The 25,512-nt window shown below is 74.8% G+C and carries 22 protein-coding genes; 8 read left to right on the forward strand and 14 right to left on the reverse strand.

The window, feature by feature from the left end:
* Positions 1-3 precede the first annotated feature (3 nt).
* Both ACWCPN_RS11075 and ACWCPN_RS11080 read right to left on the reverse strand, forming a co-directional pair.
* Positions 4-645, reverse strand: coding sequence for a methyltransferase family protein (locus tag ACWCPN_RS11075; RefSeq protein ID WP_451204280.1), 642 nt, complete (start codon positions 643-645; stop codon positions 4-6).
* Positions 642-1,544 carry an AfsA-related hotdog domain-containing protein gene (locus ACWCPN_RS11080; RefSeq protein ID WP_451204282.1) on the reverse strand — a complete coding sequence of 301 codons (903 nt, stop codon included), beginning with the start codon at positions 1,542-1,544 and terminating at the stop codon, positions 642-644. The genes ACWCPN_RS11075 and ACWCPN_RS11080 overlap by 4 nt, the downstream gene beginning before the upstream one ends.
* Before the next feature lie 375 nt (positions 1,545-1,919).
* Here ACWCPN_RS11080 and ACWCPN_RS11085 point away from each other — a divergent pair, with 375 nt between their 5' ends.
* Positions 1,920-2,804 (forward strand): NAD(P)H-binding protein, encoded by an 885-nt coding sequence (locus ACWCPN_RS11085; protein ID WP_451204283.1) that lies wholly within the window; start codon positions 1,920-1,922, stop codon positions 2,802-2,804.
* A 75-nt stretch (positions 2,805-2,879) separates the two neighbouring features.
* On the opposite strand, the gene mycP is transcribed toward ACWCPN_RS11085, so the two are convergent.
* Positions 2,880-4,079 (reverse strand): type VII secretion-associated serine protease mycosin, encoded by a 1,200-nt coding sequence (mycP, locus tag ACWCPN_RS11090; protein WP_451204285.1) that lies wholly within the window; start codon positions 4,077-4,079, stop codon positions 2,880-2,882.
* Entirely contained in the window at positions 4,076-5,992 is a 1,917-nt protein-coding gene (locus ACWCPN_RS11095; protein WP_451204287.1) for a hypothetical protein, read from the reverse strand. Before ACWCPN_RS11095 ends, mycP begins: the two co-directional genes overlap by 4 nt.
* A gap of 409 nt (positions 5,993-6,401) precedes the next feature.
* Here ACWCPN_RS11095 and ACWCPN_RS11100 point away from each other — a divergent pair, with 409 nt between their 5' ends.
* Positions 6,402-7,604: an amino acid deaminase/aldolase gene (locus tag ACWCPN_RS11100; RefSeq protein WP_451204288.1), complete on the forward strand. Its 1,203-nt coding sequence runs from the start codon at positions 6,402-6,404 to the stop codon at positions 7,602-7,604.
* A 28-nt stretch (positions 7,605-7,632) separates the two neighbouring features.
* On the opposite strand, the gene ACWCPN_RS11105 is transcribed toward ACWCPN_RS11100, so the two are convergent.
* From ACWCPN_RS11105 to ACWCPN_RS11120, 4 genes are read right to left on the reverse strand one after another with little or no spacing between them, the layout of a single operon-like run.
* Complete coding sequence (locus ACWCPN_RS11105) at positions 7,633-8,862, reverse strand: haloacid dehalogenase-like hydrolase (protein WP_451204290.1); 1,230 nt, start codon at positions 8,860-8,862, stop codon at positions 7,633-7,635.
* Between the two features lie 26 nt (positions 8,863-8,888).
* A complete protein-coding gene (locus ACWCPN_RS11110) occupies positions 8,889-9,671 on the reverse strand; it encodes a 3-oxoacyl-ACP reductase (RefSeq protein WP_451204291.1) in 783 nt (260 codons plus the stop codon).
* On the reverse strand, positions 9,668-11,041 hold the full coding sequence (locus tag ACWCPN_RS11115; RefSeq protein WP_451204293.1) for an aldehyde dehydrogenase family protein: 1,374 nt from the start codon (positions 11,039-11,041) through the stop codon (positions 9,668-9,670). The genes ACWCPN_RS11110 and ACWCPN_RS11115 overlap by 4 nt, the downstream gene beginning before the upstream one ends.
* A gap of 26 nt (positions 11,042-11,067) precedes the next feature.
* Complete coding sequence (locus ACWCPN_RS11120) at positions 11,068-12,426, reverse strand: glutamine synthetase family protein (RefSeq protein WP_451204294.1); 1,359 nt, start codon at positions 12,424-12,426, stop codon at positions 11,068-11,070.
* A 96-nt stretch (positions 12,427-12,522) separates the two neighbouring features.
* Here ACWCPN_RS11120 and ACWCPN_RS11125 point away from each other — a divergent pair, with 96 nt between their 5' ends.
* Both ACWCPN_RS11125 and ACWCPN_RS11130 read left to right on the forward strand, forming a co-directional pair.
* Positions 12,523-13,275, forward strand: a complete 753-nt coding sequence (locus ACWCPN_RS11125) for a FadR/GntR family transcriptional regulator (RefSeq protein WP_451204296.1) — start codon at positions 12,523-12,525, stop codon at positions 13,273-13,275.
* A 67-nt stretch (positions 13,276-13,342) separates the two neighbouring features.
* A complete protein-coding gene (locus tag ACWCPN_RS11130) occupies positions 13,343-14,017 on the forward strand; it encodes a gamma-glutamyl-gamma-aminobutyrate hydrolase family protein (RefSeq protein WP_199213468.1) in 675 nt (224 codons plus the stop codon).
* 200 nt (positions 14,018-14,217) lie between these two features.
* On the opposite strand, the gene ACWCPN_RS11135 is transcribed toward ACWCPN_RS11130, so the two are convergent.
* A complete protein-coding gene (locus tag ACWCPN_RS11135; RefSeq protein ID WP_451204298.1) occupies positions 14,218-15,147 on the reverse strand; it encodes a LysR family transcriptional regulator in 930 nt (309 codons plus the stop codon).
* 70 nt (positions 15,148-15,217) lie between these two features.
* On the opposite strand from ACWCPN_RS11135, the gene ACWCPN_RS11140 reads away from it, so the two are divergent.
* Positions 15,218-16,375 carry a TDT family transporter gene (locus ACWCPN_RS11140; RefSeq protein ID WP_451204300.1) on the forward strand — a complete coding sequence of 386 codons (1,158 nt, stop codon included), beginning with the start codon at positions 15,218-15,220 and terminating at the stop codon, positions 16,373-16,375.
* On the opposite strand, the gene ACWCPN_RS11145 is transcribed toward ACWCPN_RS11140, so the two are convergent.
* The 4 genes from ACWCPN_RS11145 to ACWCPN_RS11160 all read right to left on the reverse strand — a co-directional run bounded on the left by ACWCPN_RS11145 (position 16,287) and on the right by ACWCPN_RS11160 (position 20,963).
* Positions 16,287-17,009 (reverse strand): helical backbone metal receptor, encoded by a 723-nt coding sequence (locus ACWCPN_RS11145; protein WP_451204302.1) that lies wholly within the window; start codon positions 17,007-17,009, stop codon positions 16,287-16,289. The genes ACWCPN_RS11140 and ACWCPN_RS11145 overlap by 89 nt on opposite strands.
* An 83-nt stretch (positions 17,010-17,092) precedes the next feature.
* Entirely contained in the window at positions 17,093-17,665 is a 573-nt protein-coding gene (locus ACWCPN_RS11150; RefSeq protein WP_199209901.1) for a helix-turn-helix domain-containing protein, read from the reverse strand.
* A gap of 414 nt (positions 17,666-18,079) precedes the next feature.
* On the reverse strand, positions 18,080-19,891 hold the full coding sequence (locus tag ACWCPN_RS11155) for an ABC transporter permease/substrate binding protein (protein WP_451204304.1): 1,812 nt from the start codon (positions 19,889-19,891) through the stop codon (positions 18,080-18,082).
* A complete protein-coding gene (locus ACWCPN_RS11160; RefSeq protein WP_451204306.1) occupies positions 19,884-20,963 on the reverse strand; it encodes a quaternary amine ABC transporter ATP-binding protein in 1,080 nt (359 codons plus the stop codon). Before ACWCPN_RS11160 ends, ACWCPN_RS11155 begins: the two co-directional genes overlap by 8 nt.
* A gap of 123 nt (positions 20,964-21,086) precedes the next feature.
* Here ACWCPN_RS11160 and ACWCPN_RS11165 point away from each other — a divergent pair, with 123 nt between their 5' ends.
* The 3 genes from ACWCPN_RS11165 to ACWCPN_RS11175 all read left to right on the forward strand — a co-directional run bounded on the left by ACWCPN_RS11165 (position 21,087) and on the right by ACWCPN_RS11175 (position 23,948).
* Positions 21,087-22,007 carry a 5'-3' exonuclease gene (locus tag ACWCPN_RS11165; protein ID WP_451204308.1) on the forward strand — a complete coding sequence of 307 codons (921 nt, stop codon included), beginning with the start codon at positions 21,087-21,089 and terminating at the stop codon, positions 22,005-22,007.
* A gap of 42 nt (positions 22,008-22,049) precedes the next feature.
* A complete protein-coding gene (locus tag ACWCPN_RS11170; protein ID WP_451204310.1) occupies positions 22,050-22,898 on the forward strand; it encodes a siderophore-interacting protein in 849 nt (282 codons plus the stop codon).
* Between the two features lie 96 nt (positions 22,899-22,994).
* Positions 22,995-23,948 carry an RluA family pseudouridine synthase gene (locus ACWCPN_RS11175; protein WP_451204312.1) on the forward strand — a complete coding sequence of 318 codons (954 nt, stop codon included), beginning with the start codon at positions 22,995-22,997 and terminating at the stop codon, positions 23,946-23,948.
* 32 nt (positions 23,949-23,980) lie between these two features.
* On the opposite strand, the gene ACWCPN_RS11180 is transcribed toward ACWCPN_RS11175, so the two are convergent.
* Positions 23,981-25,471, reverse strand: a complete 1,491-nt coding sequence (locus ACWCPN_RS11180; protein ID WP_451204314.1) for a cytochrome P450 — start codon at positions 25,469-25,471, stop codon at positions 23,981-23,983.
* Positions 25,472-25,512 lie beyond the last annotated feature (41 nt).

Genomic DNA, 25,512 nt, shown 5'->3' on the forward strand with positions numbered 1-25,512 from the left:
CGGCTACCACACCCCCGGCAGCAGCCGCGCCCGGCCGCCCGCGTATCCCGGGTATCCGGGGACGGCCCACAGCACACGCTCCTCGACCCGGATCCGCCACACGATCACCCCGGCCAGGGCGAGCAGGAACAGCACGCTGAGCGGGTTGCAGAAGAACGCCGTGAACGCCGCGTTGGCCAGCAGCATCCCGGTGTACGCGGGGTGCCGCACGTGCCGGTAGGGGCCGTTGGTGACGATGGAGTGGTCCGAGTAGCGGACCACGTGGTGGGAGTAGAAGCGGCCGAGGGTGCGGATGGCGGTCAGGCGCAGGGCGACGGACGCGGTGAACACCACGACCGGCACGGTCAGCCACACCGACCAGGTGTGCCAGGGCAGCGGCCACAGCACCGCGGAGACACCGGTGCCGGCCCGGGTCAGGGCGTACGGCAGCAGGGTGCTGTTCTCCGCGGCGGACTGCTTGGGGTGGCGCACGGTGATGCCGGTCTCGGCGAGGATCCACAGCACGTAGAGGCCCGCGAACAGGGCGGCCACGGCGTGCGGTCCCGCGGTGTCCGAGGTGAGCTGCAGTGCGATGGCGAGGGCGAACAGGGCGCAGGTCAGCGGCAGCAGGGCGCGCAGGACGAGGACGACGAGGCGCTGGTTCATGCCGCCGTCCCGGCACCGGCGCGGAAGGCCCGGTAGGCCTCGGGGGTCAGGCCCTTGCTGACGTAGACGAGGCTGCCGATGCGGGTGCCCGGTCCCTCGCCCGCGATCAGCTCGAAGGTGAGCCGGGCCTTGTCGTCGGACATGCGGGTCTGCCGCCAGCGCAGCGCCAGCGGGAGCCCGGCGGGCAGGTCGGCCGGCAGGTCGGCGGTGAGCCGCAGCCACAGCATCTGCACCTCGTCCGGCCAGCCGCCGACCCGGTGCGAGAGCCAGGTGGCGAACTGGCGGCCGGCCTCGACGACCGACTTCACCGAGCGCCGGTCCGGGCGCCGGCTCGCCAGGGTGTGCCCGGCCTCCGGCAGCAGGACCGCAGCGGTGAACACGCCGTCCTCGGCGAGGGGTTCGCCGAGCATGACGTTCTCCGGGCGGGTGCGGTGCACCAGGAAGGCGCGGGCGGGCTCGGCGACCGGGGCGGGCGGTAAGGGCGCGGCGGCGGGCCGGTCGGCCTCCGGGTCGGCGGTGAGGGTGAACCAGCTGTCCGACACGACGGCCGGGCCCTGGGTGACGCGCAGGGTGTGGCGGCCGTTCTCGGGCGGCGCGGCGTAGAGCACCAGGCGCGGGGTCAGCTCGGGCATCACCCGGAAGTTGACGACCCATTTCACCCGGGAGCCCGCCGGGATGCCGACGCGGTCGCTGACGGCGTCCGCCATGGCGCACACCAGGAGCATGCCGGGGACGTGGTCCAGCGGGTGGTCGTAGAAGAACGGGTTGCTCTGGTCGACCGTGAGGTCGGTGAGCCAGGGGTCGGCGTCGTAGCCCCCGGCCGCGGGGCGCGGTGCCCCGGCCGGGCCGTGGCCGCTCTGCTGAACGCGTGTCTGGGCTCGGGTCGTTGGCGTGGTCATCCGTCTTCCTCGATTCCTGACTGTGCTGTCGCTCGGCCCGGGCCGGCCCGCGGCGTCTGTTCCCGCGCTCGCGGTGGCGGCGCGCCGCCCGGCCCCCGGTCCAGCACGTGGGGCGCGTCCGCGGCGCCGGGCCCGGTGGCCGGCCGCATCGGTGCGGGCCGCCGTCGGCCCGGTGTCCGCGGCAGTCTTGACGAGCCGCCTGACATGCCGCTGACCCCTGCCGGCGGCAGCGGCCTCCGGCATGACAGCGTTGTCCGCATGTCAGCGGCGGGTCAGCGGCGCGGACCACGATCGGTCATCCGTCCGCTTTCCGAGGGACCGGACGCGGTCGCCGGCCGGGTCCGTTCCCCGTGGTCCCGCAGGGGAGGTCTCCGCATGATCCTGGTGACGGGCGCGACCGGTGTGGTGGGCGGCGAGGTGGCGCGGACGCTGGCGTCGGCCGGTCCGGTGCGGGTGTTCTGCCGTGACCCGGCCCGGCTGCCGGTGCTCGGTCCGGGCTGCGAGGTGGCCGTCGGCTCCTACCAGGACCACGGGTCCCTGCTGCGCGCGCTCGCGGGGGTGGACCGGGCGTTCCTGGTCACCCGTGATCCCGGCGGCGACAGCGACGCGCGCTTCCTGCGGGCCGCGGAGGCGGCCGGGGTGCGGCACGTGGTGAAGCTGTCCGCGTACGCGGCCGGTGAGGACGGCGCCGACGACCTGATCACGCGGTGGCAGCGGGACTGCGAGGACCTGGTGCGCTCCTGCGGCCTGGAGTGGACGCTGCTGCGGCCGCGCGCGTTCATGTCGAACACGCTGGCGTGGGCGGGTTCGATCCGCTCCGAGGGCGTGGTGCACGCCCTGCACCCCGAGGCGCCGAGCGCCTGCGTCGATCCCCGTGACATCGCCGAGGTCGCGGTGGCCGCGCTGACCTCACCCGGCCACGCGGGCCGGGTGCACGCGCTCACCGGCCCGGAGGCGATCTCCGCCGTGGGGCAGACCCGGGAGCTGTCCCGGGTGCTGGGACAACCGCTGGTGTGCCGCGCGCTGACGGCGGAGCAGGCCGCGGTCCGCTGGTCGCGCCGTCATCCGCCGCATGTGGTCGAGGCTCTGCTGCGCGGCGCCGAACGGCAGTCGAGGGGCGGCAAGGCCACGGTGGATCCGTCCGTCACCCGCCTCACCGGCCGCGCGGCCCGGTCGTACGCCCGCTGGGCGGCGGATCACCGGGAGGCGTTCGGACCGGTGCCCGCGACCGCGGTGCTCTCCGGGGCCGGGCGGGTCTAGGACGGGTCGCCGGCTGCCCGCCGTCCGCCCGGGGCCGGGCGGCGGTGCGACGGTGCGACGGTGCGACGGCGGACCCTAGAACTCGTCCTCGCGCCGCCGTCCCTGGTTCCGGCCCCGCCACAGGACCACACCGGCCACCAGCAGGACCGCGCCGGCGCCGCCCGCGAGCGGGCCCGCCCAGCCGGACGTGGAGCCGGTGGCCGTGGCGGTGTCGGGGCCGGGACCGAAGTACTTCTCCCCGTACGACGCCGGGCGCAGGCTCCGGGGTTCGAGGCGGGACGCGGCCTTCAGGGCCGCCGCGGGGTCGATCATGCCGAAGCCGCGGGAGTCGTCCCGGCCGCCCACCGGGGCGTCCCGGGCGGTGTCCTCCAGAAGCTTCTTGACCTGGGCCGGGGTCAGCCCCGGACGGGCCGCCTTGACCAGTGCCGCCGCGCCCGAGACGTAGGCGGCGGCGGCCGAGGTGCCCCAGCCCTCGTAGTACTTGTGGTCGGGGTCGGCGATGACCACGTTCACACCGGGCGCGCTGACCGCCGCGTACCAGCGGCGGGTGGAGAAGGAGGCGCGGGTGCCGTAGCGGTCGACGGCGGTGGCGGCGATGACGCCCGGGTAGGCGGCCGGGTAGGAGACGTGGTCGCCCTTGGCACCGCCGTTGCCCGCGGAGGCCACGACCACGACGCCCTTCTTCAGGGCGTACTGCACGGCCTCGTCCTCGCTCGGCTCCGGGTGGGCGGAGTCGGAGTCGTCGCCGAGGGAGAGGTTGATGACGTCGGCGCCGTGGTCGGCGGCCCAGCGGATGCCGTCGGCGAGGGCGTTGCCCCGGCTGGTGCGGGCCTTGCCGCGGGCGGAGTCGCCGTCCTCCAGGATCACCCGCACGGGAAGGATCTTCGCCTCGGGGGCGACGCCCATGACACCGGCGGTGCGTCCGGCGCCGTGGCCGTGCCCGGCGATGATGCCGGCCATGGCGGTGCCGTGCCGGGCCCAGTCGCGGTCGCCGGGACCGGCGCCGAAACCGATCATGTCCTTGGCGTCCAGGACGTTGCCGGCCAGGTCCGGGTGGTCGGCCTCGACCCCGGTGTCCAGCACGGCGACGGTGACGCCCCGGCCCTTGGTGGTCTGCCAGGCCTCGTCCAGGCGCAGGGCGGACAGGCTCCACTGCTGGGCGCGGATGCCGTCGGCGTGGGCGGTGGCGGACGGCAGCAGGACCAGGGAGCCGGCGAGCAGCAGGCTCACCGCGGACCCGGTTCCGCGCGGGCGGCGGCGCGGCGTTCGCCTCATGAGGGACTCTCCGTGGCCGGTCCGGCGGTCTGGCGCAGCCGGCGTTCGACGCGGTCGGCCAGGCCCTGCGCCTCCTGGCCGAGGCCGGCCTGCGCGGGTGCCGAGCCGGCGCCGGAGCGTACGGCGTCCGCGGCGGGCTGCGGCGAGTCGACCGTGCGGCCGTCGGCCCAGCCGGACACCGCGTAGGCGACGACGGGGGCGTCGGTGAGGACGGAGACGGTCCAGGTGGCGCGCTGCCGGTCGCCGAACCGGGCCGCGGCGGTGCCCTTGGCGGCGTAGGGCCGGGGCATCAGATCGGCGCGCCGGTCCAGGTGTTCGTCGCGGAAGCGGGCCGCGAGCGCCGACATGGCGGCGGAGTCGCCCTTGGTGAACAGCAGGCCCACGGTGGTGACGTGGCTCTGGGTGGCGTCGCTGTACGTGGCGCGCAGGAGCCGCCGGCAGCCGACCGGGGCGAGGACCTTGCGCAGCAGCGGGTCGAAGGCGTCGGCGCAGCCGCTGTCCGGGGCGACGGCGATCCGCGTCCAGGTCCGGTCGGCCCCGCCGGGGCCGGCGCCGGTGCCCTGGACGACGGGCGGGAACAGCCGGTCCACGGGCATGCTGTGCCACAGCGTGCCGGCCGCGCTGAACCCGGTGCCCACCTTGCCGTCGGAACCGTCGCCGGTGAGCCAGCTCCCGGTCACCGCACCGCCGACGAGACCGAGGCCGAGGACCAGGCACGCGGCGGCGGCCGCGGTGCGGGGCCGCAGCCATGCCGGGGCCCGGGTCCGCGGCCGCTCGCCGTACTCGGGCTGCCCGAACGACACGACGGGCCGGGCGGCGCCGCCCGCGCTCCAGGACAGCACGGGGTCCGGCGACACCGGCGCGGGGCTCCCGGGGTGGGCGGGGTCGCCCGGACTCCACGCGGGCCGCCCGTCCCGCACGCCGGAACCGGACGGCGCCGGGGACGACGGGGCCGTGACACCAGGCTGGGCGGGCCGCTGCGCGGAGGCGGGGCGGGCGGGAGCGGACGGCGGCTGGGGGAGAGGGCGCGCGGGAGGCTGGGCGGAGACCGGACGGGAGGCGGCGGACTGCCGCGCGGCGGCCGGGCGGTCGGAACCGGACGTGGGGACCGGTCCGCCCCGGCCCGGGGCGGACCCGGAACGCCGCTGCTCCGGCGCGGACGGGACGGGCCGCAGCCGGGTCGTCGTCTCCGCGCCCGACTCGGCGGGAGCGGCCGGCCGCGCGGCCGCCTCCCCGCCGGAACCGGAGCGGCGCTGCTCGGGCGCGGACGGGACCGGCCGCAGCCGGGTGGTCGTCTCCGACGCGGACTCCGCCGGAGCGCCCGGCCGGCGCGACGGCGCCCCCGCGCGTGCCGCGTTCGGCGGGGCGTCGGGGAAGCGGGCGGAGGCGGGCGGCGGAGGCGGGTCCGACGGATCGGTGCCGCCGGTCCCGGTGGCGGACGGGAAGGCGGGGAAGCGGGGGCCGGCGGCCGGGCGCGCGGTGCCGGACCGCTCGCCGCCCTGCCGCGTCTCCCCGGGAACCCGGCCTGCCGGGTTCCGCGCGGCGCGCGGCGCGAAGACCGAGGGCTCGTCGTCGTCGGCGTCGTCCGGCGCGGAGGCGGGCACGGCAGCGGTGGGGGCCCCGGGGCGACGGCCGCCCGGCCGGGCGGCGGTCCCCTGCGGGGCGCCCGGGCCACCGGCTCGGCCGCCCGGCGCGGGAGCGGGCACGGTCGCGTCGGCACGGGCCTCCTGGCCCCGGCCTTCGCTCGGCGCACCGGCACCGCCGGGCGCCGTGCCGCCCCGGCCCAGGGCGCCGTGCGCGGTCCAGGACTCGCCGCCCCGGTCACCCGGCCGGGCGCCGGCCGCGGTGGTGTCCGTCCCCTGGGCGGCGGACCGCGCGTAGCCGCTCCGCGGGGCGGCTGCCGGACCGGTCATGGGGGGCCGCGGTGCCGTCGTGCCGGTGTCGGCGGGGGCGATCTCCGGGGCCTGGCCCCGAGGCGGGTCCGCGGGGCGGGGCGGGGTGGCGGGACGCGGTGGGATCGGGGTGCGGCGCGCTTCCGTGCTCAATGCACCCCCCGTTTCCTCGTGCCCGGGCCGTCTGCGCGTGCGGGCCGCTCTGTGCTCGTCGGCGATGCCCGGTGCGAAGCTCCGTCCGGGCACGCATACCTACCCGTACGGCTGGACCGGCATCCCGGTTCAGGTAATGCGGCCGGGAGCGTTCCGCCGTTCGTGCGCGTCACTCTACGGGTTGTCCGGGAGAGAACGAGAACCAGTCCACGAGCCGGTCGCATCTGCCCCTATCGTCCCCCTACCCTGCGGTAATCCTGTCTGGCACGCTTCCGTCATGACTGCGCGCGCCGCCGACCGGGCCCGTTACGACCGGGCCACCGCCCATCTGGACGCCCCACTCGCGATCGTGGATCTGGAGGCGTTCGACGCGAACGCGGACGACCTCCTGCGCCGGGCCGGCGGCAAGCCGGTCCGGGTCGCCAGCAAGTCCGTGCGCTGCCGGGCCCTGCTGGAAAGAGTCCTGGCCAGGGACGGTTTCCAGGGCCTCATGTCGTTCACCCTCGCCGAGTCCCTGTGGCTGGCCCGCTCCGGGTTCGACGACGTCCTCCTCGCCTATCCGTCCGCCGACCGGGCGGGGTTCGCGGAGCTGGCCGCCGATCCCAAGCTCGCCGGCGCGGTCACCGTGATGGTGGACGACGTGGCCCAGCTCGACCTGATCGACGCGGCCCGCGACGGCGGACGTGAAGTGGTGCGCGTCTGCCTGGAGTTGGACACCTCGCTGCGGCTGCTGGGCGGCCGGGTGCGGGTCGGGGCCCGGCGCTCGCCGCTGCACTCCCCCGCCCAACTCGCCGACCTGGCGCGGACGGTGGCACGGCGGCCCGGCTTCCGACTGGTCGGGGTCATGGCGTACGAGGGCCATGTCGCCGGGGTCGGGGACGCGGTGGCCGGGCGGCCGCTGCGCTCACGGGCGATCCGGCTGATGCAGGCGGCCGCGCGGCGGGAGCTGGCCGAGCGGCGCGCGGCGGTGGTGCGGGCGGTCCGCGCCGTGGCGCCCGGCCTGGAGTTCGTCAACGGCGGCGGGACGGGCAGTGTGCAGCACACCGCCGCCGAGGACGCCGTCACCGAGATCGCGGCCGGCTCGGGGCTCTACGTGCCCCGGCTCTTCGACAACTACACGTCCTTCACCGGGCGTCCGGCCGCCCTGTTCGCCCAGCCCGTCGTGCGGCGGCCCGGCGTGGGTGTCGTCACCGTGCTGGGCGGTGGCTATCCGGCCTCCGGCGCCGCAGGACCCGACCGGCTGCCGGTGCCGTACCTGCCGGAGGGGCTGGCCTACGACCCGCAGGAGGGGCCGGGCGAGGTGCAGACCCCGCTGCTCGGCTCACCCGCGGACGATCTGCTGATCGGCGACAAGGTGTGGTTCCGGCACGCCAAGGCGGGCGAGCTGTGCGAGCGGTTCGACGTCCTGCACCTGATCGAGGGCGACACGGTCACGGCCGCCGTGCCCACCTACCGCGGTGAGGGCCACACCTTCCTGTGATCCGCGCCCGGACCGCGCCCGGCGGACGTCAGCGCATCCGGCCGGCCTGGTCCGGCACCACCGATCCGTCGGCGCGCCGGACCGGCCCGGGCGTGCCGTCGGGCGCGGTCCAGGCGGTGGTCGAGCACGGGTACGGCGCGGTCCGGGGCGGCAGCGGGTCGATGAACATGGGGTTCACCAGCCAGCGCCGGTCGGCGTCGTCGTAGGCCCGGCACATCAGTTCGGGCTTTTGGCGGTCGATCACGAGGTGGGCGCCGGTGGCGTCGCCGACGAAGGTGACGTCGGTGTCGGCGTCGCCCGCCGCGAGAGCGGGCCGCCGCTCCCAGGGCTGCCGCCGCCAGGCCGCGGCACCCCGCACGCCGTAGACCTCCTGGTTGATCCAGCAGCGCTTGCCGTCGATGTACGGGATCACCGTGCCCCGGGTCGCCGGGACGCCGCCGCAGCCCTCGGTCCGGGTGGTGATCCGGCCGCGGCGGTCCAGGACCGGGCGGATGGCGATGGTGTGCGCCGCGTCCACGCCGACGCCCCTCGACCAGACCTCGGTGACGGGCTCGGCGCCCGCCGAGACGACGTAGACCCGGAACCCGGCCCGGTGCAGGGTGCGGATGAGGTCGCGCTGCTGGGCGTAGGGGCGCACGTAGGCCGGGACGGTGTGGGTGCCGAGGACGCGGGTCGCGCCGACCGGGGCGGCCAGGGCCTCGCGCCGGGCGGCGCGGGCGTAGGAGGCGAGTTCGGCGGGGGTGCGGCCGGCGAAGAGCTGCGGGACCCAGGCGTACTGGGGCACGGTGCGCCGGTGGTTCCAGTGGCCGGCGAAGGCGCGCGCGCCGCTCGTGGTGGCGGCGTTCTCGCGGATCTCGAGGATCTCGTCCGTGCAGCGCGGCCGGGTGGAGGTCCGCAGGGACGTGCCCGCCCCGGTGCCGCAGGCGGCCGTCAGGGCCCTGTCGGCGGCCTCGGTCAGCCAGGCGCTGGTGTCCTTCCAGCGGGCGGGGCGCGGCAGGCGGTCGTGGCGCAGGGCCCAGGAGAGGGTGGCGTCGGTGACGTCGTTCTTGGTGACCGTGTTGTCCCAGTCGAACGCGGCGACCGCGCCGGTGTGCCCGGAGCAGGTGCCGCGGGCGTCGATGACGCGCTGCAGACGGGCGCGGTTGTCGCCGTGCCAGGAGGTGGTCAGCCGGGGGCAGTCGGGCCGCGCCGACGGCGCGGTGGGCGCGGCCGCCAGGGCGGCGGCCGCTGCCAGGGTCCACGCGAGAAGTAGTCGCATATGCGCGGACCGTACACCTTCGTCCCTTACAGGGGGGTGACGTACGCGCCCGCGATCCCGCCGTCCACCAGGAAGTCGGTGGCGTTGACGAAGGACGCGTCGTCGCTGGCCAGGAAGGCGACGGCGGCGGCGATCTCCTCAGCCCGGGCGAACCGTCCGACGGGGATGTGCACCAGGCGGCGCGCGGCGCGCTCCGGGTCCTTGGCGAACAGCTCCCGCAGCAGCGGGGTGTCGACCGGGCCGGGGCACAGGGCGTTGACCCTGATCCCCTCCCGGGCGAACTGCACGCCCAGTTCACGGGACATGGCGAGCACGCCGCCCTTGGAGGCGGTGTAGGAGATCTGCGAGGTGGCCGCTCCCATCCGGGCCACGAAGGACGCCGTGTTGATGATGGAGCCCCGGCCCTGGCGCCGCATGTACGGGAGGGCGGCCTTGCAGCACAGGTAGACGGAGGTGAGGTTGACCTCCTGGACGCGCTTCCAGGCCTCCAGGCCGGTGTCCAGGATGGAGTCGTCTTCGGGCGGTGAGATCCCGGCGTTGTTGAAGGCGACGTCGACGCTGCCGTAGGTGTCGTGGGCCGCCGCGAACAGCGCCTCGACCTGCCCGGGATCGGTGACGTCGGTCTTCACGAAGAGCCCGCCGGTCTCGTCGGCGGCGGCCTTGCCGCGCTCCTCGTCGACGTCGCCGCAGACGACGTGGGCGCCTTCCGAGGCGAGCCTGCGGGCACTGGCGAGGCCGATGCCGCTGCCGGCTCCGGTGACTACGGCGGTACGGCCGACCAGGCGGCGGCAGACGTGTTCTGCGTTCACTGTGCGGGGCCCTCCGTGCTGATGAAGACGTTCTTGGTCTCGGTGAAGGCGGTCAGGGCGTCGGGCCCGAGTTCGCGGCCGAGCCCGGACTGCTTGAAGCCGCCGAACGGGGTCCAGTAGCGGACGCTGGAGTGGGAGTTGACGGACAGGTTGCCCGCGCGGACGCCCCGGGAGACGCGCAGGGCGCGGCCGACGTCCCGGGTCCAGACGGAGCCGGACAGGCCGTAGGGAGTGTCGTTGGCGAGGCGGACCGCGTCCTCCTCGTCGGTGAAGGGCAGCAGGACGGCGACCGGGCCGAAGATCTCCTCGCGGGCCGCCGGGGAGTCGGGCCGCTCGCCGGTGAGCACGGTCGGCGGGAACCAGAAGCCGGGGCCGTCGGGGGCGGCGCCGCGCAGGGCCTCGGCGTCGTCGGGGACGTACGACCGGACGCGGTCCAGTTGCGCACGGGAGATCAGCGGGCCCATCCGGGTCTTCTCGTCGGCCGGGTCGCCGACGACCACGGAGGCCAGGGCACCGGCCAGGAACGCGCGGGCCTCCTCGTACACGGTGTCCTGCACCAGGACGCGGGTGCGGGCGCAGCAGTCCTGGCCGGCGTTGTCCAGGAACGAGCAGGGGTCGAGGGCGGCCTCGAGGTCGGCGTCCGCGAAGACGATGTTCGGGCTCTTGCCGCCGAGTTCCAGGGTGACCGGCTTGACCAGCCGGGCGCAGCGCTGCATGACCTCGCGGCCGGTGGCCGTGGAGCCGGTGAACACGATCTTGGCGACGTCCGGATGGTCGGCCAGGGCGCGTCCGGCGGTGTGGCCGTGCCCGGGCAGCACCTGGAAGAGGTGCTCGGGAAGGCCCGCCTCCAGGGCGAGTTCGGCGAGGCGTAGGGCGGTGAGCGGGGTGGTCTCGGCGGGCTTGAGGACGACGGCGTTGCCCGCGGCGAGCGCCGGGAAGGAGCCCCAGGCGGCGATGGGCATGGGGAAGTTCCAGGGGGCGATCACCCCGATGACGCCGAGCGGTTCGCGGAAGGTGACGTTCCAGCCGCCCGGTGCCGGGATCTGGCTGCCGAGGAGGCGTTCGGCGCCGCCGGCCGCGTACAGCAGCAGGTCGCGGGCGTTGCCGGCCTCCCAGCGGGCGTTGCCGATGGTGTGCCCGGCCTCGCGTACCTCCAGCCGGGCCAGTTCCTCGACGTGGCCGTCGACGGTGTCGGCGAAGCGGCGCAGCAGCCGGGCCCGGTCGGCGGGCGGGAGCGCGGCCCACTTCGGCTGGACGCGCGCGGCCCGCGCGACGGCGGCGTCCACGTCCGGCGCGCCGGCCGCGGGGACGGTGGCGACGACCTCCTCGGTGGCGGGGTTGAGGACCTTCAGCTCGTGCGGGTCGGACACGTGAGGACCTTTCACCGGCGTTCTCGTCACAGGCGTTCGAAGGAGCGGCGCAGTTCCCAGTCGGTGACGGCGGCGTCGAAGGCGGCGAGTTCGACGCGGGCCATGTTCCCGTAGTGGGCCACGACCTCGTCACCGAAGGCGGCCTTGGCCACGGGGCTGTTCTCCCAGAGTTCGGCGGCCTCGCGCAGGGTGGTCGGCACGTGCTCGTAGTCCGCGGTGTAGGCGTTGCCGGAGCACGGCTCGGGCAGTTCGAGGCCCTGCTCGACGCCGTACAGACCGGCCGCGACCAGTCCCGCGACGGCGAGGTAGGGGTTGACGTCGCCGCCGGGGAGGCGGTTCTCGAAGCGCAGGGAGCGGCCGTGGCCGACCACCCGGAGCGCGCAGGTGCGGTTGTCGTGCCCCCAGGCGACGGCGGTGGGGGCGAAGGAGCCGGGCTGGAACCGCTTGTAGGAGTTGATGTTGGGCGCGTAGAGGAGGGAGAAGTCGCGCAGGGCGGCGAGCTGCCCGGCGAGGAAGTGCCGCATCACGCCGGACATTCCGTCCGGTCCGGCCATGGCGTTGCCGCCGTCGGCGTCGGCGAGCGAGAGGTGGATGTGGCAGGAGTTGCCCTCGCGCTCGTCGTACTTGGCCATGAAGGTGATCGAGACTCCCTCCTGGGCGGCGATCTCCTTGGCGCCGGTCTTGTAGAGCGCGTGCTGGTCGCAGGTGACCAGGGCCTCGTCGTAGCGGAAGGCGATCTCGTGCTGGCCCGGGTTGCACTCGCCCTTGGCGGACTCCACGGTCAGGCCGGCGCCCGCCATGTCGTTGCGCAGCCGGCGCAGCAGGGGCTCGACGCGGCCGGTGCCGAGGATGGAGTAGTCGACGTTGTACTGGTTGGCCGGGGTGAGGCCCTGGTAGTTCGCGTCCCAGGCCTGCTCGTAGCTGTCCTTGAAGACGATGAACTCCAGCTCGGTGCCGGCCTGGGCGGTGTAGCCGAGTTCGGCGAGCCGCTCGAGCTGGCGGCGCAGGACCTGGCGGGGCGCGGCGACGACCGGGGTGCCGTCGCTCCAGGCGAGGTCGGCGACGAGCAGGGCCGTGCCGGGGTGCCAGGGGACGCGGCGCAGGGTGGCGAGGTCGGGGTGCATGGCGAAGTCGCCGTAACCGCGGTCCCAGGAGGACATCGCGTAGCCGTCGACCGTGTTCATCTCGGTGTCCACGGCGAGGAGGTAGTTGCAGCCCTCGGTGCCGTGGTGCAGGACCTCGTCGAGGAAGAAGCGGGCGGCGAACCGCTTGCCCTGCAACCGCCCCTGCATGTCGGGGAAGGCCAGGACGACCGTGTCGATCTCACCGCCGGCGACGAGTGCGCGCAGCTCCTCGACGCTCAGCGGGGGTGTGCGGTCTGCCACGGGAGATCCTCCTTCGGCTGTTCGGCACTTTGTCGGCCGGACCGGGAGCCATAAGGTATTGCTCACGACCATTGCCTGGGAAGGGGGCACGGCCGGATGCCGCGGGAAACGGACGCACGGGGGGAGCGGGCACGGGCGGCGGACGACCGGCTCGCCGCGGTGCTGCGGCCGGTGCGGGCGGGCAACGGCTTCGAGGAGGCGCTGGAGCAGATCCTCCAGGTGGTGCGGCTCGGCCTGGTGCCGGGCGGTGAGCGGCTGCCCGCCGAACGGGAGCTGGCGGAGCGGCTGGGCATCAGCCGGGTGACGCTGCGCGAGGTGCTGCGCGTGCTGCAGGACCAGGGCCTCGTGGAGTCGCGGCGCGGGCGCTACGGCGGGACGTTCGTGCTGCCGCGCGCGGACGCGGGCGGCGAGGACGAGCTGCGGCGGCGGATCGCCGAGGTGGACATCGAGGACGTGCTGCGCTTCCGCGAGGTGCTGGAGGTGGGCGCGGCGGGGCTGTGCGCGGCGCACGGGCTGGCCCCGGAGCAGGCCGGCCGGCTGCGCGAGGCGCTGCACCGCACCCACGAGGCCCCGCTCGCCGACTACCGGCGGCGGGACACGCTGCTGCACCTGACGCTGGCCGAGCTGTGCGGTTCGCCCTCGCTGGCCGCCCGGTACGCGGCGGTGCGGGCGAGCGTCAACGACCTGCTGGACTGCATCCCGCTGCTGGTGCGCAACCTGGAGCACTCGCAGCGGCAGCACACCGCGCTGGTCGAGGCGGTGCTGGACGGGGACGCGGACGGCGCGCGGGAGATGATGCGCGAGCACTGCGCGGGCACGGCGGCGCTGCTGCGGGGGTTTCTGGCATGACCGGGCTCTGCAAAGGTACACGGGTGAACCTTTGCGTTTCGGGAAGGGCGGTGGGACGGTGCGGCCGCTGATCGGTGTGAGCACCTACCTGGAGCCGGCTGCGCGGTGGGGGGTGTGGGAGCTGGCGGCCGCGCTGCTGCCGGCCGCGTATCCACGGCTGGTGCAGCGGGCCGGCGGACTGGCCGCCATGCTGCCGCCGGACGAGCCCGCGCGGGCCGCCGCCATGGTGGCCCGCCTCGACGGGCTGGTCGTCGCGGGCGGCCCGGACGTCGACCCGGCGTGCTACGGCGCCGAGCGGTCCCCCCGTACGGGGCCGCCCGCCCCGGAGCGGGACGCCTGGGAACTGGCCCTGGTCGACGCCGCGTTGGCGGCCGGCGTGCCGCTGCTGGGGATCTGCCGGGGCATGCAGCTGCTCAACGTCGCCCGCGGCGGCACGCTCGTGCAGCACCTGGACGGGCACGCGGAGCTGGTCGGAGTCTTCGGCGGGCATCCGGTGAAGCCCGTGCCGGGGACCCGGTACGCCGGGATCGTCCCGGAGGAGACGACCGTGCCGACGTACCACCATCAGGCGGTGGAGCGGCTCGGCGAGGGACTGGTGCCCTCCGCGCACGCGGCGGACGGGACCGTGGAGGCGGTCGAACTGCCGCCCGGCGCGGGGTGGGTGCTCGGCGTCCAGTGGCATCCGGAGATGGGGGACGACACCCGGATCATGCGGGCGCTGGTACGGGCCGCCGCGTCCTGAGCAGGCCGGACCCGCGAGGATCGGGGAGACGACCCCTAGGGGGCGTCTCCCCGGTCTTCGTGGATCAGGCCGCGGCGTCCGGTGCGGTGCCTCGGCGTGCGACCGAGTCGCCCTCGTACCGGGCCTACGTGGGCGGTTCGGCCGTGCGGCGAGGTGCCGTGCCGGGCGTCGCGGACCCACGAGGATCGGGGAGACGGCCCCTAGCCCCGCGTCAGCGAGAGCAGTTCCCGTGCCGGTCCGGTGGGCCGGTGTCCCGTCGGCCACACCGCGCGCAGGTCACGGCGCAGGGCGACGCCGTCGACCGGGATGCGCACCAGGCGCCGCATCGCCAGCTCCTCCCCCACCGCCAGTTCGCTCAGCACCGACGGGCCGGCGCCGCTGACCGCCGAGGCCTTCACCGCCGTCGTGGAGGACAGCTCTATCAGCGGCCTGGCCAGGCCGCCGAGCGCCGTGTCCAGCACCTGGCGGGTGCCCGAGCCGCGTTCGCGCAGGATCAGCGGGGTGGCCGCCAGTTCGGACGGGGTGAGCGGGCGCCGGCGGCGGGTCCAGGGGTGGCCGGGCGCCGTGACGACGATCAGGCGGTCCCGGGCGATCACCGCCGAGTCCAGGCCCGCGGGGATCGTCAGGCCCTCCACGAAGCCCAGGTCCGCCTCGCCGTCCAGGAGCAGTTCCGCGACCTTCGCCGAGTTGCCCGCGAGCAGGGACACCGCGGTGTCGGGCCGCTCGGCGTGCAGGGCGAGCAGCCAGCCCGGGAGCAGGTACTCGGCGATGGTCATGCTCGCCGCGACCCGCAGCCGGGAGTCCCGCCGGTCGCGCAGCGCCCGCGCGCCGGCGTCGAAGGCGGCCGCCGCCTCCACCACCCGCCGGGCCCAGTCGGTCACCAGGGCGCCCGCGTCCGTGAGCCGGGACCCGCGCGGCGAGCGGTCGACCAGGGCCACGCCGAGCTGCCGCTCCATGGAGCGCAGCCGGCTGCTGGCGGCGGGCTGGGTGATGCCGACCTCCCGTGCCGCGGCGCCGAGGCTGCCCAGTCGCGCCACGGCCAGCAGCAGTTCCAGCGCGCCGAGGTCGGGCACCCGGTGCGCCAGAGAACCGCCGGGCGGGCCGTCGTCCGTCGCGTTCCGCTCGCTCATAAGACCAGCTTATGCCCCCATACACCGGGACTCCCTGGTCGGCCGGGGCCGGCGGCGGGATCGTACGGTCATGGTCATCGCAGCCCACTCCCTGCCCACCGTGCGTGCCGCCCGGGTCCGGCACCTCGGCCCCCACTGGTACGCCTCCGTCATGGGGACCTCGGTCGTCGGTACTGCGGGCGCCGCGCTGCCCGTGCACGTCCCCGGGCTGCGCGGGGCGTGCACCGCGCTGTGGGCGCTGTCCCTCGTCGTGCTCGCGGCCCTGCTGACCGCCCGCGCCCGGCACTGGACGCACCACCGCGACCGGGCCCGCGCCGGCCTGCTGGACCCGGCCACGGCCCCCTTCTACGGGTGCCTGTCCATGGCCCTGCTGGCCGTGGGCGGCGGTGCGGCGACCGTGGGGCGGGACTGGATCGGCACCGGCCCGGCGCTGGCGCTCGACGCGGTCCTGTTCACCACCGGTACGGCGGTGGGCCTCACGGCCGCCGTGGCCGTGCCGTACCTGATGGCCGCGCACCACCGGGGCGGGCCCCGCGAGGCCGCTCCGGTCTGGCTGCTGCCGCTCGTCGCGCCGATGGTGTCCGCCGCCGTCGGCCCGCGCCTCGTGCCGCTGCTGCCGCCGGGGCAGCCGCGGGAGACCCTGCTGCTCGGGTGCTTCGCGATGTTCGGGCTGAGTCTGCTCGCGACGCTGGCGACCCTGCCGATGGTCTTCGCCCGGCCGCTCGTCTCAGGTCCGCTGCCGCTCGCGCTCACCCCGGGCCTGTTCCTGGTCCTCGGCCCGCTCGGGCAGTCCACCACCGCCGTGGGCCTGATCGCGGACGCGGCCCCCGGGGTGGTGCCGGCCCCCTACGACCGCGGCCTCGCCGTCTTCGCGGTGCTGTACGGGGTGCCGGTCATGGGGTTCGCGCTGCTGTGGCTGGCGCTCGCCTCGGCGCACGTGGTGCGGGCCCGGCGGCGGGGCATGGGCTTCTCGATGACCTGGTGGGCGTGCACGTTCCCGGTGGGCACCTGCGTCACCGGCGCCGCCTCCCTCGCCGGGCGCACCGGACTCGCGGTGTACGACGTCCTGGCCGCCGGTCTCTACGGCCTGCTGGCCGTCGCGTGGCTGGCGGCCGCCTCGGGGACGGTACGCGGGCTGCTCAGCGGAGAGCTGCCCGAAGCGCCCCGCCCAGCACCCGCGGCGCCTCGGCCAGCGACGGCCCGTACCAGGTCAGGTGGCGTCCGCTGACGAGTGCGCAGCGCAGGCCGGGGAAGGCCTCGGGGCCGTCCCCGGCGGTGAAGCGGTAGGGCTCGTCCGGCAGGACGACCAGGTCCGGGGCCGCCGCCACCAGCTCCGCCAGGGGCACCCGGGGGTAGCGGTCGGGATGGCCGGCGTAGAGGTGGCGCACGCCGAGGCGGGCCAGCACGTCACCGGCGAAGGTGTCCCGGCCCAGCACCATCCAGGGGCGGCGCCAGACGGGCACGACCGCCGTCGTCGGGGCCGGGGCCTCGGGCAGGTCCGCCCAGGCCGCCTCCGCCTCGTCCAGCCAGCCGGGCCGGGCCGGGGCACCGCACGCGGTGAGCACCCGGTCCAGCTCGCGGAACGCCTGCGGCACCGTGCGCACCTCAGTGACCAGCACCTCGACACCCGCCGTACGCAGGGCGTCCAGGTCGGGGGCGCGGTTCTCCTCCTCGTTGGCGATCACCAGGTCGGGGGCGAGGGCGACGATCCGGTCGACGGCCGGGTTCTTGGTGCCGCCGATCCGGACGGCCCCGGTGTCCGCGGGGTGCGTGCACCAGTCGGTGACCCCGGCCAGCACGCCGGGCAGCGTCTCGGCGACCGCCTCGGTCAGCGAGGGCACCAGGGAGACCACGCGCACCATGGGTCCTAGGCCGTGTCCGCGAAGTCGCGTCGTTCGCCCGCAGGGCGGGCGTCGCGACGCAGGCGTGAATTTGCGGACACGACCTAGCGCGCCCGGTCCTGCACGGCCTCGATGTGCTCGGCGACCGCCACCACGATCACCCGGGTGTCCGGGACCGTCGCGCGCCAGCGGTGGCGGACACCGCCGGTCAGATACAGGGTGTCGCCGCGGCCCAGACGGTAGGCGCGGCCCTCGGCCTCGATCTCGACGGCGCCGTCGGCGACGTACATCAGCTCGTCGTTGCGGTGCTGGAACTCGCGCCCCGCCTCGTGGTCACCGGTGAACTCCGAGGCGTGCAACTGGTGGTGCCCGCGCACCAGCGAGCGGGTGCGGGGCAGGCAGTCCGACTCGGTGACGGGCTCGGCGCGTACGACGTCCACGCTGGCCGCCGGGTCGGCGGCGGCGAGGAGTTCCACCGCGGTGGTGCGCAGGGCGTCGGCCAGCTTCTCCAGGGAGCCGCGGCTGGGGCGGGCCTTGTCGTTCTCGACCTGGCTGAGGAAGGGCACCGAGAGTCCGGTGCGCTCGGCCACGACGGCGAGAGTGAGCTCCAGCGCGCGACGCCGCCGCCGTACGGCGGCGCCCACCCGCACGGGCTGCTGCTCTTTGTGGTCGCCCATCGCTCCGGCTCCCTCCTTCACTCGTCGTGCCGCCGTCCGGTCACCCGTCGCCGGGCGGTCCCCCGAAGAGTTGTCTGCACCCTACGCATGTTCGGCAAACCGTTTCACGCGCCTGTCACATCCCCGACACGCCGGTGGGCCCGCACCCCCACGGTTCACGCCAGTGCGACGGCTCGCGGTGCGGGACGGGTCTCCCTTGTTCCAAGGCCCGGACGGCCCCCGATGTTCCGCCGGGGCGATGCCGATGACCCTCCGTGGTTGGCCGGATCCTTACCGTGGATGGTCCCGGGGGCGTCGGGCGGGCCAACGGGCCGTGCCGGGGCCCGGGGAAAGCCGCGAGGGGTGGGCGCCGCGGACACGTGCGTGGACGTGTCGGCGGCGCCCACCCCTCGGGCGGCGACCGGGACGGTCAGGTCATCCGGCCGCCTGGCTCTCGTGGCCCTTGCGGTCGATCGGCGCCCACTTGTCGGCCTGGCCCGGGTGCTGCTTCAGCCAGGTGCGGACGGCGTCCTGCTCCTTGCCCTTGCCGGCCTTCTGGATCTGCGCCTCCAGCCCGGTGAGCTGCTTCTCGGTCATCGAGAAGTTCTTGAGCCAGGCGCCGACCTCGGGGTTGTCGTCGGCGAAGCCCTTGCGGGCGAGGGTGTGCACCCCGTCGCCCTTGCCCCAGGCGCCCGCGGGGTCCTTCAGCTTCTTCAGGTCGTAGTCGCTGTACGCCCAGTGCGGCGACCACAGGGTGACGACGACCGGCTGCTTCTTGGCGTAGGCGCGCTTGAGCTCGGCGAGCATGGCGGGTGTGGAGCCGTCGACGACCTGGTACTCGCCCTGCAGGCCGTAGCTCTTGAGGACCTTGTCCTTGAGCAGGCCCATCATGCCGGCGCTGGGCTCGATGCCGACGATCCTGCCGTCGAACTCGGAGGCGTGGTCCTTCAGGTCCGCCAGGGAGTTCACGTCCTTCACGTAGGACGGGACGCTCAGCTCCAGGGAGGTGGGGCCGTACCACTTGCCGAGGTCGTCCAGCTTGCCGCCGTACTTCTTCCAGTACTCGGCGTGCGTGGTGGGCAGCCAGGAGTCGGTCTCGAAGTCGAGCTGGCCGGTGGCGAGGCCGGTGTAGAGCGGGCCGGCCGCGTACTGGGTGGTGTTCACCTTGAAGCCGCGCCGCTCCAGCAGCTCCTTCCACAGGAACGTGGAGGCGATGCCCTCGTCCCAGGGGATGTAGCCGATGTTGATCTCCTTGCCCCGGCCGATGTCGGTGCCGGAGGCCTCGGAGGTGCCGGAGGAGCCGAAGATGCCCAGACCGCCCGCGACGAGCGCGAGGGCGACGACACCGGCGACGGCGACCACCGGGCGCGGACGGTACGACCAGGTCGTCGTCCGGGTCTTGGCGGCGGCCCTGCGGCCGAGCGGGGAGAGCTGGGTGCCGAGGGCGCCGGTGACCCGGTCCAGGTAGATGGCGAGGACGACGATGCCGACGCCCGCCTCGAAGCCGTAGCCGATGTCGAGCTGGCCGATGGCCTCGTTGACCGCGCCGCCGAGTCCGCCGGTGCCGACCATGCCGGCGATGACGACCATGGACAGGCCCAGCATGATCACCTGGTTGACGCCGGCCATGATGGTCGGCAGGGCCAGCGGGAGCTGCACGCGCCACAGGGTGTCGCGGGGCGTGGTGCCGAACGCCTCGGCGGCCTCGACCAGTTCGGCGTCGACCTGCCGGATGCCCAGCTCGGTCATGCGGACGCCGGGGGCGAGGGCGAAGATCAGGGTGGCGACGACACCCGCGGCGGTGCCGAGACCGAAGAAGAGCATCGCGGGGATCAGCAGGACCATCGACGGCATCGTCTGGAGCAGGTCCAGGACGGGCCGGACGGCGGCGCTGACCGTCTTGGAGCGGGCGGCCCAGATGCCCAGCGGGATGGAGATGACCAGGGCGATCACCGTGGCCACCAGGACGAGGGCCAGCGTGGACATCGCCCGGTCCCACAGGTCCAGCGAGTCGACGAGCGCGAACCCGGCGAAGGCGAGGACACCGCCGAGCAGCCCGCGCAGCCACCAGGCGATCACGCCGAGAATGCCGGCCATGAGCAGCGGCTCGGGAGCGGCGAGGACGGCGTCGATGCCGTCGTACATGCCCTCCATGACCGCGCGGATCGCGTCGAAGAGCCAGGACAGGTGGTCGACGAGCCAGTTGACGCCGGAGTCGACCCAGTCGCCGAGAGGGATTCTAGGCACGGGCGATCACCTTTCCGCCGTTGTCGTTGTCGCAGGCGGTGGGATCGCCCTGTTCGTCGCCGAGGAGGCCGAGCAGACGCTGCCGCGGCACGACGCCGACGAGCTCGCGGCCGGCGTCCAGGACGGCGACGGGGTGGCTGAGGCGGGCGCTGATCGCGCACAGCTCGGTGAAGGGCGTGCCGGGGGCGGCCGTCTCGCAGCCGCAGTCGGCCTCGTCGCCGCGGACGTCGGTGTCCATCACCGCGGCGGCGGTCAGCACCCGGGAGCGGTCGACGTCCTTGATGAAGGAGGCGACGTAGTCGTCCGCCGGGCGCAGCAGGATGTCCTCGGCGGTGCCGGTCTGGACGATCCGGCCGTCGCGCATGACGGCGACGCGGTCGCCGAGGCGCATCGCCTCGTTGAGGTCGTGGGTGATGAAGACGATGGTCTTCTTCAGGGTCTTCTGCAGCTCCAGGAGCTGGTCCTGCATGTCCCGGCGGATCAGCGGGTCCAGGGCGCTGAAGGACTCGTCCATCAGCAGCAGGTCCGCGTCGGTGGCCAGGGCGCGGGCGAGGCCGACGCGCTGCTGCATGCCTCCGGACAGCTCGTCGGGCCAGGAGTCCTCCCAGCCGGCCAGACCGCACAGGGCGAGCGCCTCGTCGGCGCGGCGTTCGCGCTCGGCGCGGGGCACGCCCTGCACGGACAGGCCGTAGGCGGCGTTGTCGCGCACACTGCGGTGCGGGAAGAGCGCGAAGTGCTGGAAGACCATGCTGATCTTCTTGGAGCGCAGTTCGCGCAGCTCGCGGTCGCCGAGCCCGGTCAGGTCCCGGCCGTCGAAGCGGACGCGGCCGGCGGTCGGCTCGAGCAGGCCGTTGAGCATCCGCAGCAGGGTGGACTTGCCGGACCCCGACAGCCCCATGACGACGAATATCTCGCCCGCCTCGACCTGGAAGGAGGCGTCGATGACGGCGGCGGTGGTGCCGTCGGCGCGCAGTTCCTCCCGGTCGGTGCTCCCGCGCAGTTTCTCGACTGCCTGGTCCGGTCGTCTGCCGAACACCTTGAACAGGTGCTCGGCCTCAAGCCTTGGTTGCACGCGTGCCTCTCGTCTCGGCCGTACATGACAGAAGCCGCGCCTCCCCAGATCCCGATTGGTCAAACTTTTAAGTGTCTTACGTCACAACGGGGCCGTGTCAGTGGCGTACGGCATGATGCGAGCGTGACCGGACGACTGATGCTCCTCGACACCGCCTCGCTCTACTTCCGCGCCTACTTCGGCGTGCCGGACTCCGTGCGGGCGCCGGACGGCACCCCGGTGAACGCGGTGCGCGGACTGCTGGACTTCATCGACCGGCTGGTGAAGGACCACCGGCCGCAGCGGCTGGTGGCCTGCATGGACGCCGACTGGCGGCCGCAGTGGCGGGTGGACCTGATCCCGACGTACAAGGCGCACCGCGTCGCCGCGGAGCACGAGGGCACACCGGACGAGGAGGAGGTGCCGGACACGCTCTCCCCGCAGGTGCCGGTCATCGAGGCGGTACTGGACGCCATCGGCATCGCCCGGGTGGGCGTCGCGGGGTACGAGGCGGACGACGTGATCGGCACGTTCACCGCGCGGGCCGGCGGCTCCGTGGACATCGTCACCGGCGACCGCGACCTCTACCAGCTGGTCGACGACGAGCGCGGCGTGCGGGTGCTGTACCCCCTGAAGGGCGTCGGCACCCTGCAGCTCACCGACGAGGCGGTACTGCGCGAGAAGTATGGGGTCGACGGGCGCGGGTACGCGGATCTGGCGCTGCTGCGCGGCGACCCGAGCGACGGCCTGCCGGGCGTGCCCGGGATCGGTGAGAAGACGGCCGCCAAGCTGCTCGCCGAGTTCGGCGACCTGGCGGGGATCATGGCGGCGGTCGACGACCCGCGGGCGAAGCTCACGCCGTCGCAGCGCAAGCGGCTGACCGAGGCCCGGCCGTACGTCGCCGTCGCGCCGAAGGTGGTGCGGGTGGCCGGTGACGTCCCGCTGCCGGACGTCGAGACCGCCCTGCCGCGCACCCCGCGCGACCCGGCGGGACTGGAGGCACTGGCGGCGCGCTGGGGACTGGGCGGCTCCCTGGGACGACTGCTGACGACGCTCGGTACGTGATGCTAACTTAGGTAAACCTAACCAATGCAGCAGGAGGCCGTGATGGCAGAGCGTCCGGGACGAAAGCCGCGCAAGCCCTATACCGCCCAGGTGGTGCGGACCGAGCGGCTGACCCCGCACATGCAGCGCGTGGTGCTCGGCGGCGAGGGTCTCGCCGGTTTCGCCGCGGACACCTGCACCGACCACTACGTGAAGCTGCTGTTCGGCCCCGCGGGCGTCACCTATCCCGAGCCCTTCGACCTGGAGCGCGTCCGGGCCGAGTTCCCGCGTGAGCAGTGGCCGGTGACCCGGACGTACACCGTGCGCGCCTGGGATCCCGAGCACCGTGAGCTGACGCTGGACTTCGTGATCCACGGCGACGAGGGCCTGGCCGGGCCCTGGGCCACCCGGGCGCGCCCGGGTGACACCCTGCGCTTCACCGGGCCCGGCGGCGCCTACGCCCCCGACCCGGGTGCCGACTGGCATCTGCTCGCCGGTGACGAGAGCGCGCTGCCCGCGATCGCCCGCGCCCTGGAGACGCTGCCGGCCGGCGCCCCGGCGCACGCCTTCGTGGAGGTGGCGGGCCCGGAGGAGGAGCAGAAGATCGACTCCGAGGTGGAGGTCGTCTGGCTGCACCGCGGGAACCGGCCGGTGGGCCAGGCCCTGATCGAGGCCGTGCGGGCGCTGGAGTTCCCCGAGGGCCGGCCGCACGCCTTCGTGCACGGCGAGGCGGCGTTCGTGAAGGAGCTGCGCCGGATGCTCCGCGTCGAGCTCCAGATCCCCCGTGAGGACCTGTCGATCTCCGGCTACTGGCGCCTGGGCCACAACGAGGACGGCTGGCAGGCCTCCAAGCGGGAGTGGAACGCCCGCATCGAGGCCGAGCAGGAGACCGGCGACGCGGCGGCCGCCTGACCCCGGCGCCCGCACGGCGACCGGCCCCCGTCACCGACTCCCCGGCCAGCGGCCGGAGGTGACCCGGCCTTCCGCCGCGCTCGTACGCTTGACCTCGTGAGACGCCGTACCCCGCCCCCGCCCGCCCCGCTCCCCCAGCGCCACGGCGTCGACCCGGTGAGGGTGCGGCTGCCGCCCGACGGCGCGTGGGCGACCGTGCGGGAGCATCTCGTGGCACGGCTGACGGGCGCCGGACCCGGAACCGTCGAGGCCATGTTCGACGCGGGACTCTTCGTCGGCGCCGACGGACGGGCCGTCGAGCCGGAGGCGCCCTACCGGCCGGGGATGTTCGTGTGGTTCCACCGGGAGCTGCCCGCCGAGGTCCCGGTGCCCTGCCCGCTTGAGGTGGTGCACCGGGACGAGCACATCGTCGTGGCCGACAAACCGCACTTCCTCGCGACGACCCCGCGCGGCTCGCACGTCACCCAGACCGCGCTGGCCCGGCTCCGCGACGAGCTGGGCCTTCCGGCACTGAGCGCCGCGCACCGGCTGGACCGGCTCACCGCCGGCCTGGTGCTGTTCACGGTGCGGCCCGAGGAGCGCGGCGCCTACCAGACGCTGTTCCGGGACCGGCTGGTGCGCAAGGAGTACGAGGCCGTGGCGCCGTACGATCCTGACCTCGCCCTGCCCCGCACGGTGCGCAGCCGGATCGTGAAGGAGCGCGGGGTCCAGGCCGCGCGGGAGGTCGAGGGCGAGCCGAACGCGGTGACCCGAGTCGAGCTGACCGGGCACCGGGACGGTCTGGGCCGCTACCGGCTCCTGCCGGAGACGGGGCAGACCCACCAGCTCCGGGTGCATCTGAACGCGCTGGGCGTCCCCATCCTCGGCGACCCGCTGTACCCGGAGGTGACCGGCCCCGTCCCGCCCGGTGACTTCCGGCGCCCCCTGCAACTGCTGGCCCGGAGGCTGGAGTTCACCGACCCGGTGACCGGGGAGCGGCACACCTTCGTCAGTAGGCGGACCCTGCGGGCCTGGTCCTGCCCGGCCGGGTGGGCCGGGCAGGAGCCCTAGCGGTCCCGCTCACTCCCCGCGGGACGCCTCGCTCACTCCCCGCGCCACCAGCGCAGCAGCCGCTGCCACACGTTCTCGCGCCGGGCCGGCTGCGGCGCCGCGGGGACGGCAGAAGCGGCGTGGACCGGCGCGGGAACCGGGGGCCGGGATGCGGCGGCGGCAGCCGGCTCGCCGTAGGCGGTGGCGGCGGGCGGGGCGGAGCGCTGCGGCGGCACGGTCGACGGGCCGGGCGGCAGGCTCACGTCCTGCTGGGCCTTGGGCTCGAAGCGCACCGGCAGCGACACCAGGTGCCGGGAGGCGATCGACGAGCGCCAGCGCAGCTCCTCCTCGGCGCAGTCGAGCTGGACGTCGGGCAGCCGCATCAGCAGCGCGTCCACACCGACGTCGGCGATGGCCCGGCCGATGTCCTGGCCGGGACACTCGTGCGGGCCGCCGCCGAACGCCAGGTGGGACCGGTTGCCCTGCATGCCGGCGGACAGGTCCGGGCGCACCCGGGGGTCGACGTTGCCCGGGGCGGGCGCGAAGAGCAGTCCGTCGCCCCGGCGGATGCGGCGCCCGCCCAGTTCGGTGTCCTGTTTGGCGAAGTAGCCGAGGACGGTGCTGAACGGCGGTTCGTCCCACAGCGACTGCTCGATGGCCTCCGGCACCGTCATCTGGCCGCCGTTGAGCTGGGCGCGGAAGCCCGGCTCGGTCAGCACCATGCGCAGCGCGTTGGAGAGGAGGTTGACCGTGGCCTCGTAGGCGGCGAACAGGACGAGCCGCAGGTGCTCGCGGACCTCGTCGTCGGTGAGTCCCGCCGGGTGGGTGATGAGGTGGCTGGTGAAGTCGTCCTCGGGGCGCGCCCGGCGGCGGGTGGTGAGCCGGCCGAGCGCCTCCATCACGTAGGCGTGGCTCTGGATGGCGGTCTCGGTGCCCTTGAGCGCGTCGCGGGCGGCCTGCACCAGCCGGTCGCCATACTCCTCGGGCATGCCGAGGATCTCGCACATCACGGCCATCGGCAGGTGCTCGGCGAACTGGGAGACCAGGTCGGCCCGGCCGCGCTCGCAGAAGTCGTTGACCAGGGCCTGGGTGTAGCGGCCGATGTGACGGCGCAGGCCGCGGTGGTCGATGGGGGCCATGGCGCCGGTGACCGCCGCGCGCAGCCGCTGGTGCTCGTCGCCCTCGGCGTGCGAGCAGATGGGCTGCCAGGCGATGTGCGGCATGAGCGGGTGGTCGGGCTTGACCCGGTCCTCCAGCAGCGGGGACCAGACGCGGCTGTCGCGGGTGTACTGGGAGGGGCTGCGCACCATCTGGAGGTTCTCGGCGTGGCCGAGGACCACCCACATCGGCACGTCGTCGTGCAGCAGGACGGGCGCCACGGCCCCGTGCAGCTCCCGCAGGTGCTCGTAGAGGCCGCCCAGGTCCTCGGCGTCGGGGCCGTGGATCCGGTGCGCCTCGCCGGGGCCGAGGCCGTGGGCCGGGCAGCCGGGGGGCGGGCCGGGGGTGGGTTCGAGGCCGGTCAGGGACTGGGGTTCAGACGTCACGGTGCAGCTCCGGAACGGATGGGGTGGGGGTCGGACACGGG

Source organism: Streptomyces sp. NPDC002386 (genome assembly GCF_053593175.1).

Excerpts from the sequence above, each read along its gene's own strand:
- ACWCPN_RS11075 (WP_451204280.1), bottom strand. The coding sequence starts at position 645 with ATGAACCAGCGCCTCGTCGTCCTCGTCCTGCGCGCCCTGCTGCCGCTG.
- ACWCPN_RS11080 (WP_451204282.1), bottom strand. The coding sequence starts at position 1,544 with ATGACCACGCCAACGACCCGAGCCCAGACACGCGTTCAGCAGAGCGGC.
- ACWCPN_RS11085 (WP_451204283.1), top strand. The coding sequence starts at position 1,920 with ATGATCCTGGTGACGGGCGCGACCGGTGTGGTGGGCGGCGAGGTGGCG.
- mycP (WP_451204285.1), bottom strand. The coding sequence starts at position 4,079 with ATGAGGCGAACGCCGCGCCGCCGCCCGCGCGGAACCGGGTCCGCGGTG.
- ACWCPN_RS11095 (WP_451204287.1), bottom strand. The coding sequence starts at position 5,992 with ATGACCGGTCCGGCAGCCGCCCCGCGGAGCGGCTACGCGCGGTCCGCC.
- ACWCPN_RS11100 (WP_451204288.1), top strand. The coding sequence starts at position 6,402 with ATGACTGCGCGCGCCGCCGACCGGGCCCGTTACGACCGGGCCACCGCC.
- ACWCPN_RS11105 (WP_451204290.1), bottom strand. The coding sequence starts at position 8,862 with ATGCGACTACTTCTCGCGTGGACCCTGGCAGCGGCCGCCGCCCTGGCG.
- ACWCPN_RS11125 (WP_451204296.1), top strand. The coding sequence starts at position 12,523 with ATGCCGCGGGAAACGGACGCACGGGGGGAGCGGGCACGGGCGGCGGAC.
- ACWCPN_RS11135 (WP_451204298.1), bottom strand. The coding sequence starts at position 15,147 with ATGAGCGAGCGGAACGCGACGGACGACGGCCCGCCCGGCGGTTCTCTG.
- ACWCPN_RS11140 (WP_451204300.1), top strand. The coding sequence starts at position 15,218 with ATGGTCATCGCAGCCCACTCCCTGCCCACCGTGCGTGCCGCCCGGGTC.
- ACWCPN_RS11145 (WP_451204302.1), bottom strand. The coding sequence starts at position 17,009 with ATGGTGCGCGTGGTCTCCCTGGTGCCCTCGCTGACCGAGGCGGTCGCC.
- ACWCPN_RS11150 (WP_199209901.1), bottom strand. The coding sequence starts at position 17,665 with ATGGGCGACCACAAAGAGCAGCAGCCCGTGCGGGTGGGCGCCGCCGTA.
- ACWCPN_RS11170 (WP_451204310.1), top strand. The coding sequence starts at position 22,050 with ATGGCAGAGCGTCCGGGACGAAAGCCGCGCAAGCCCTATACCGCCCAG.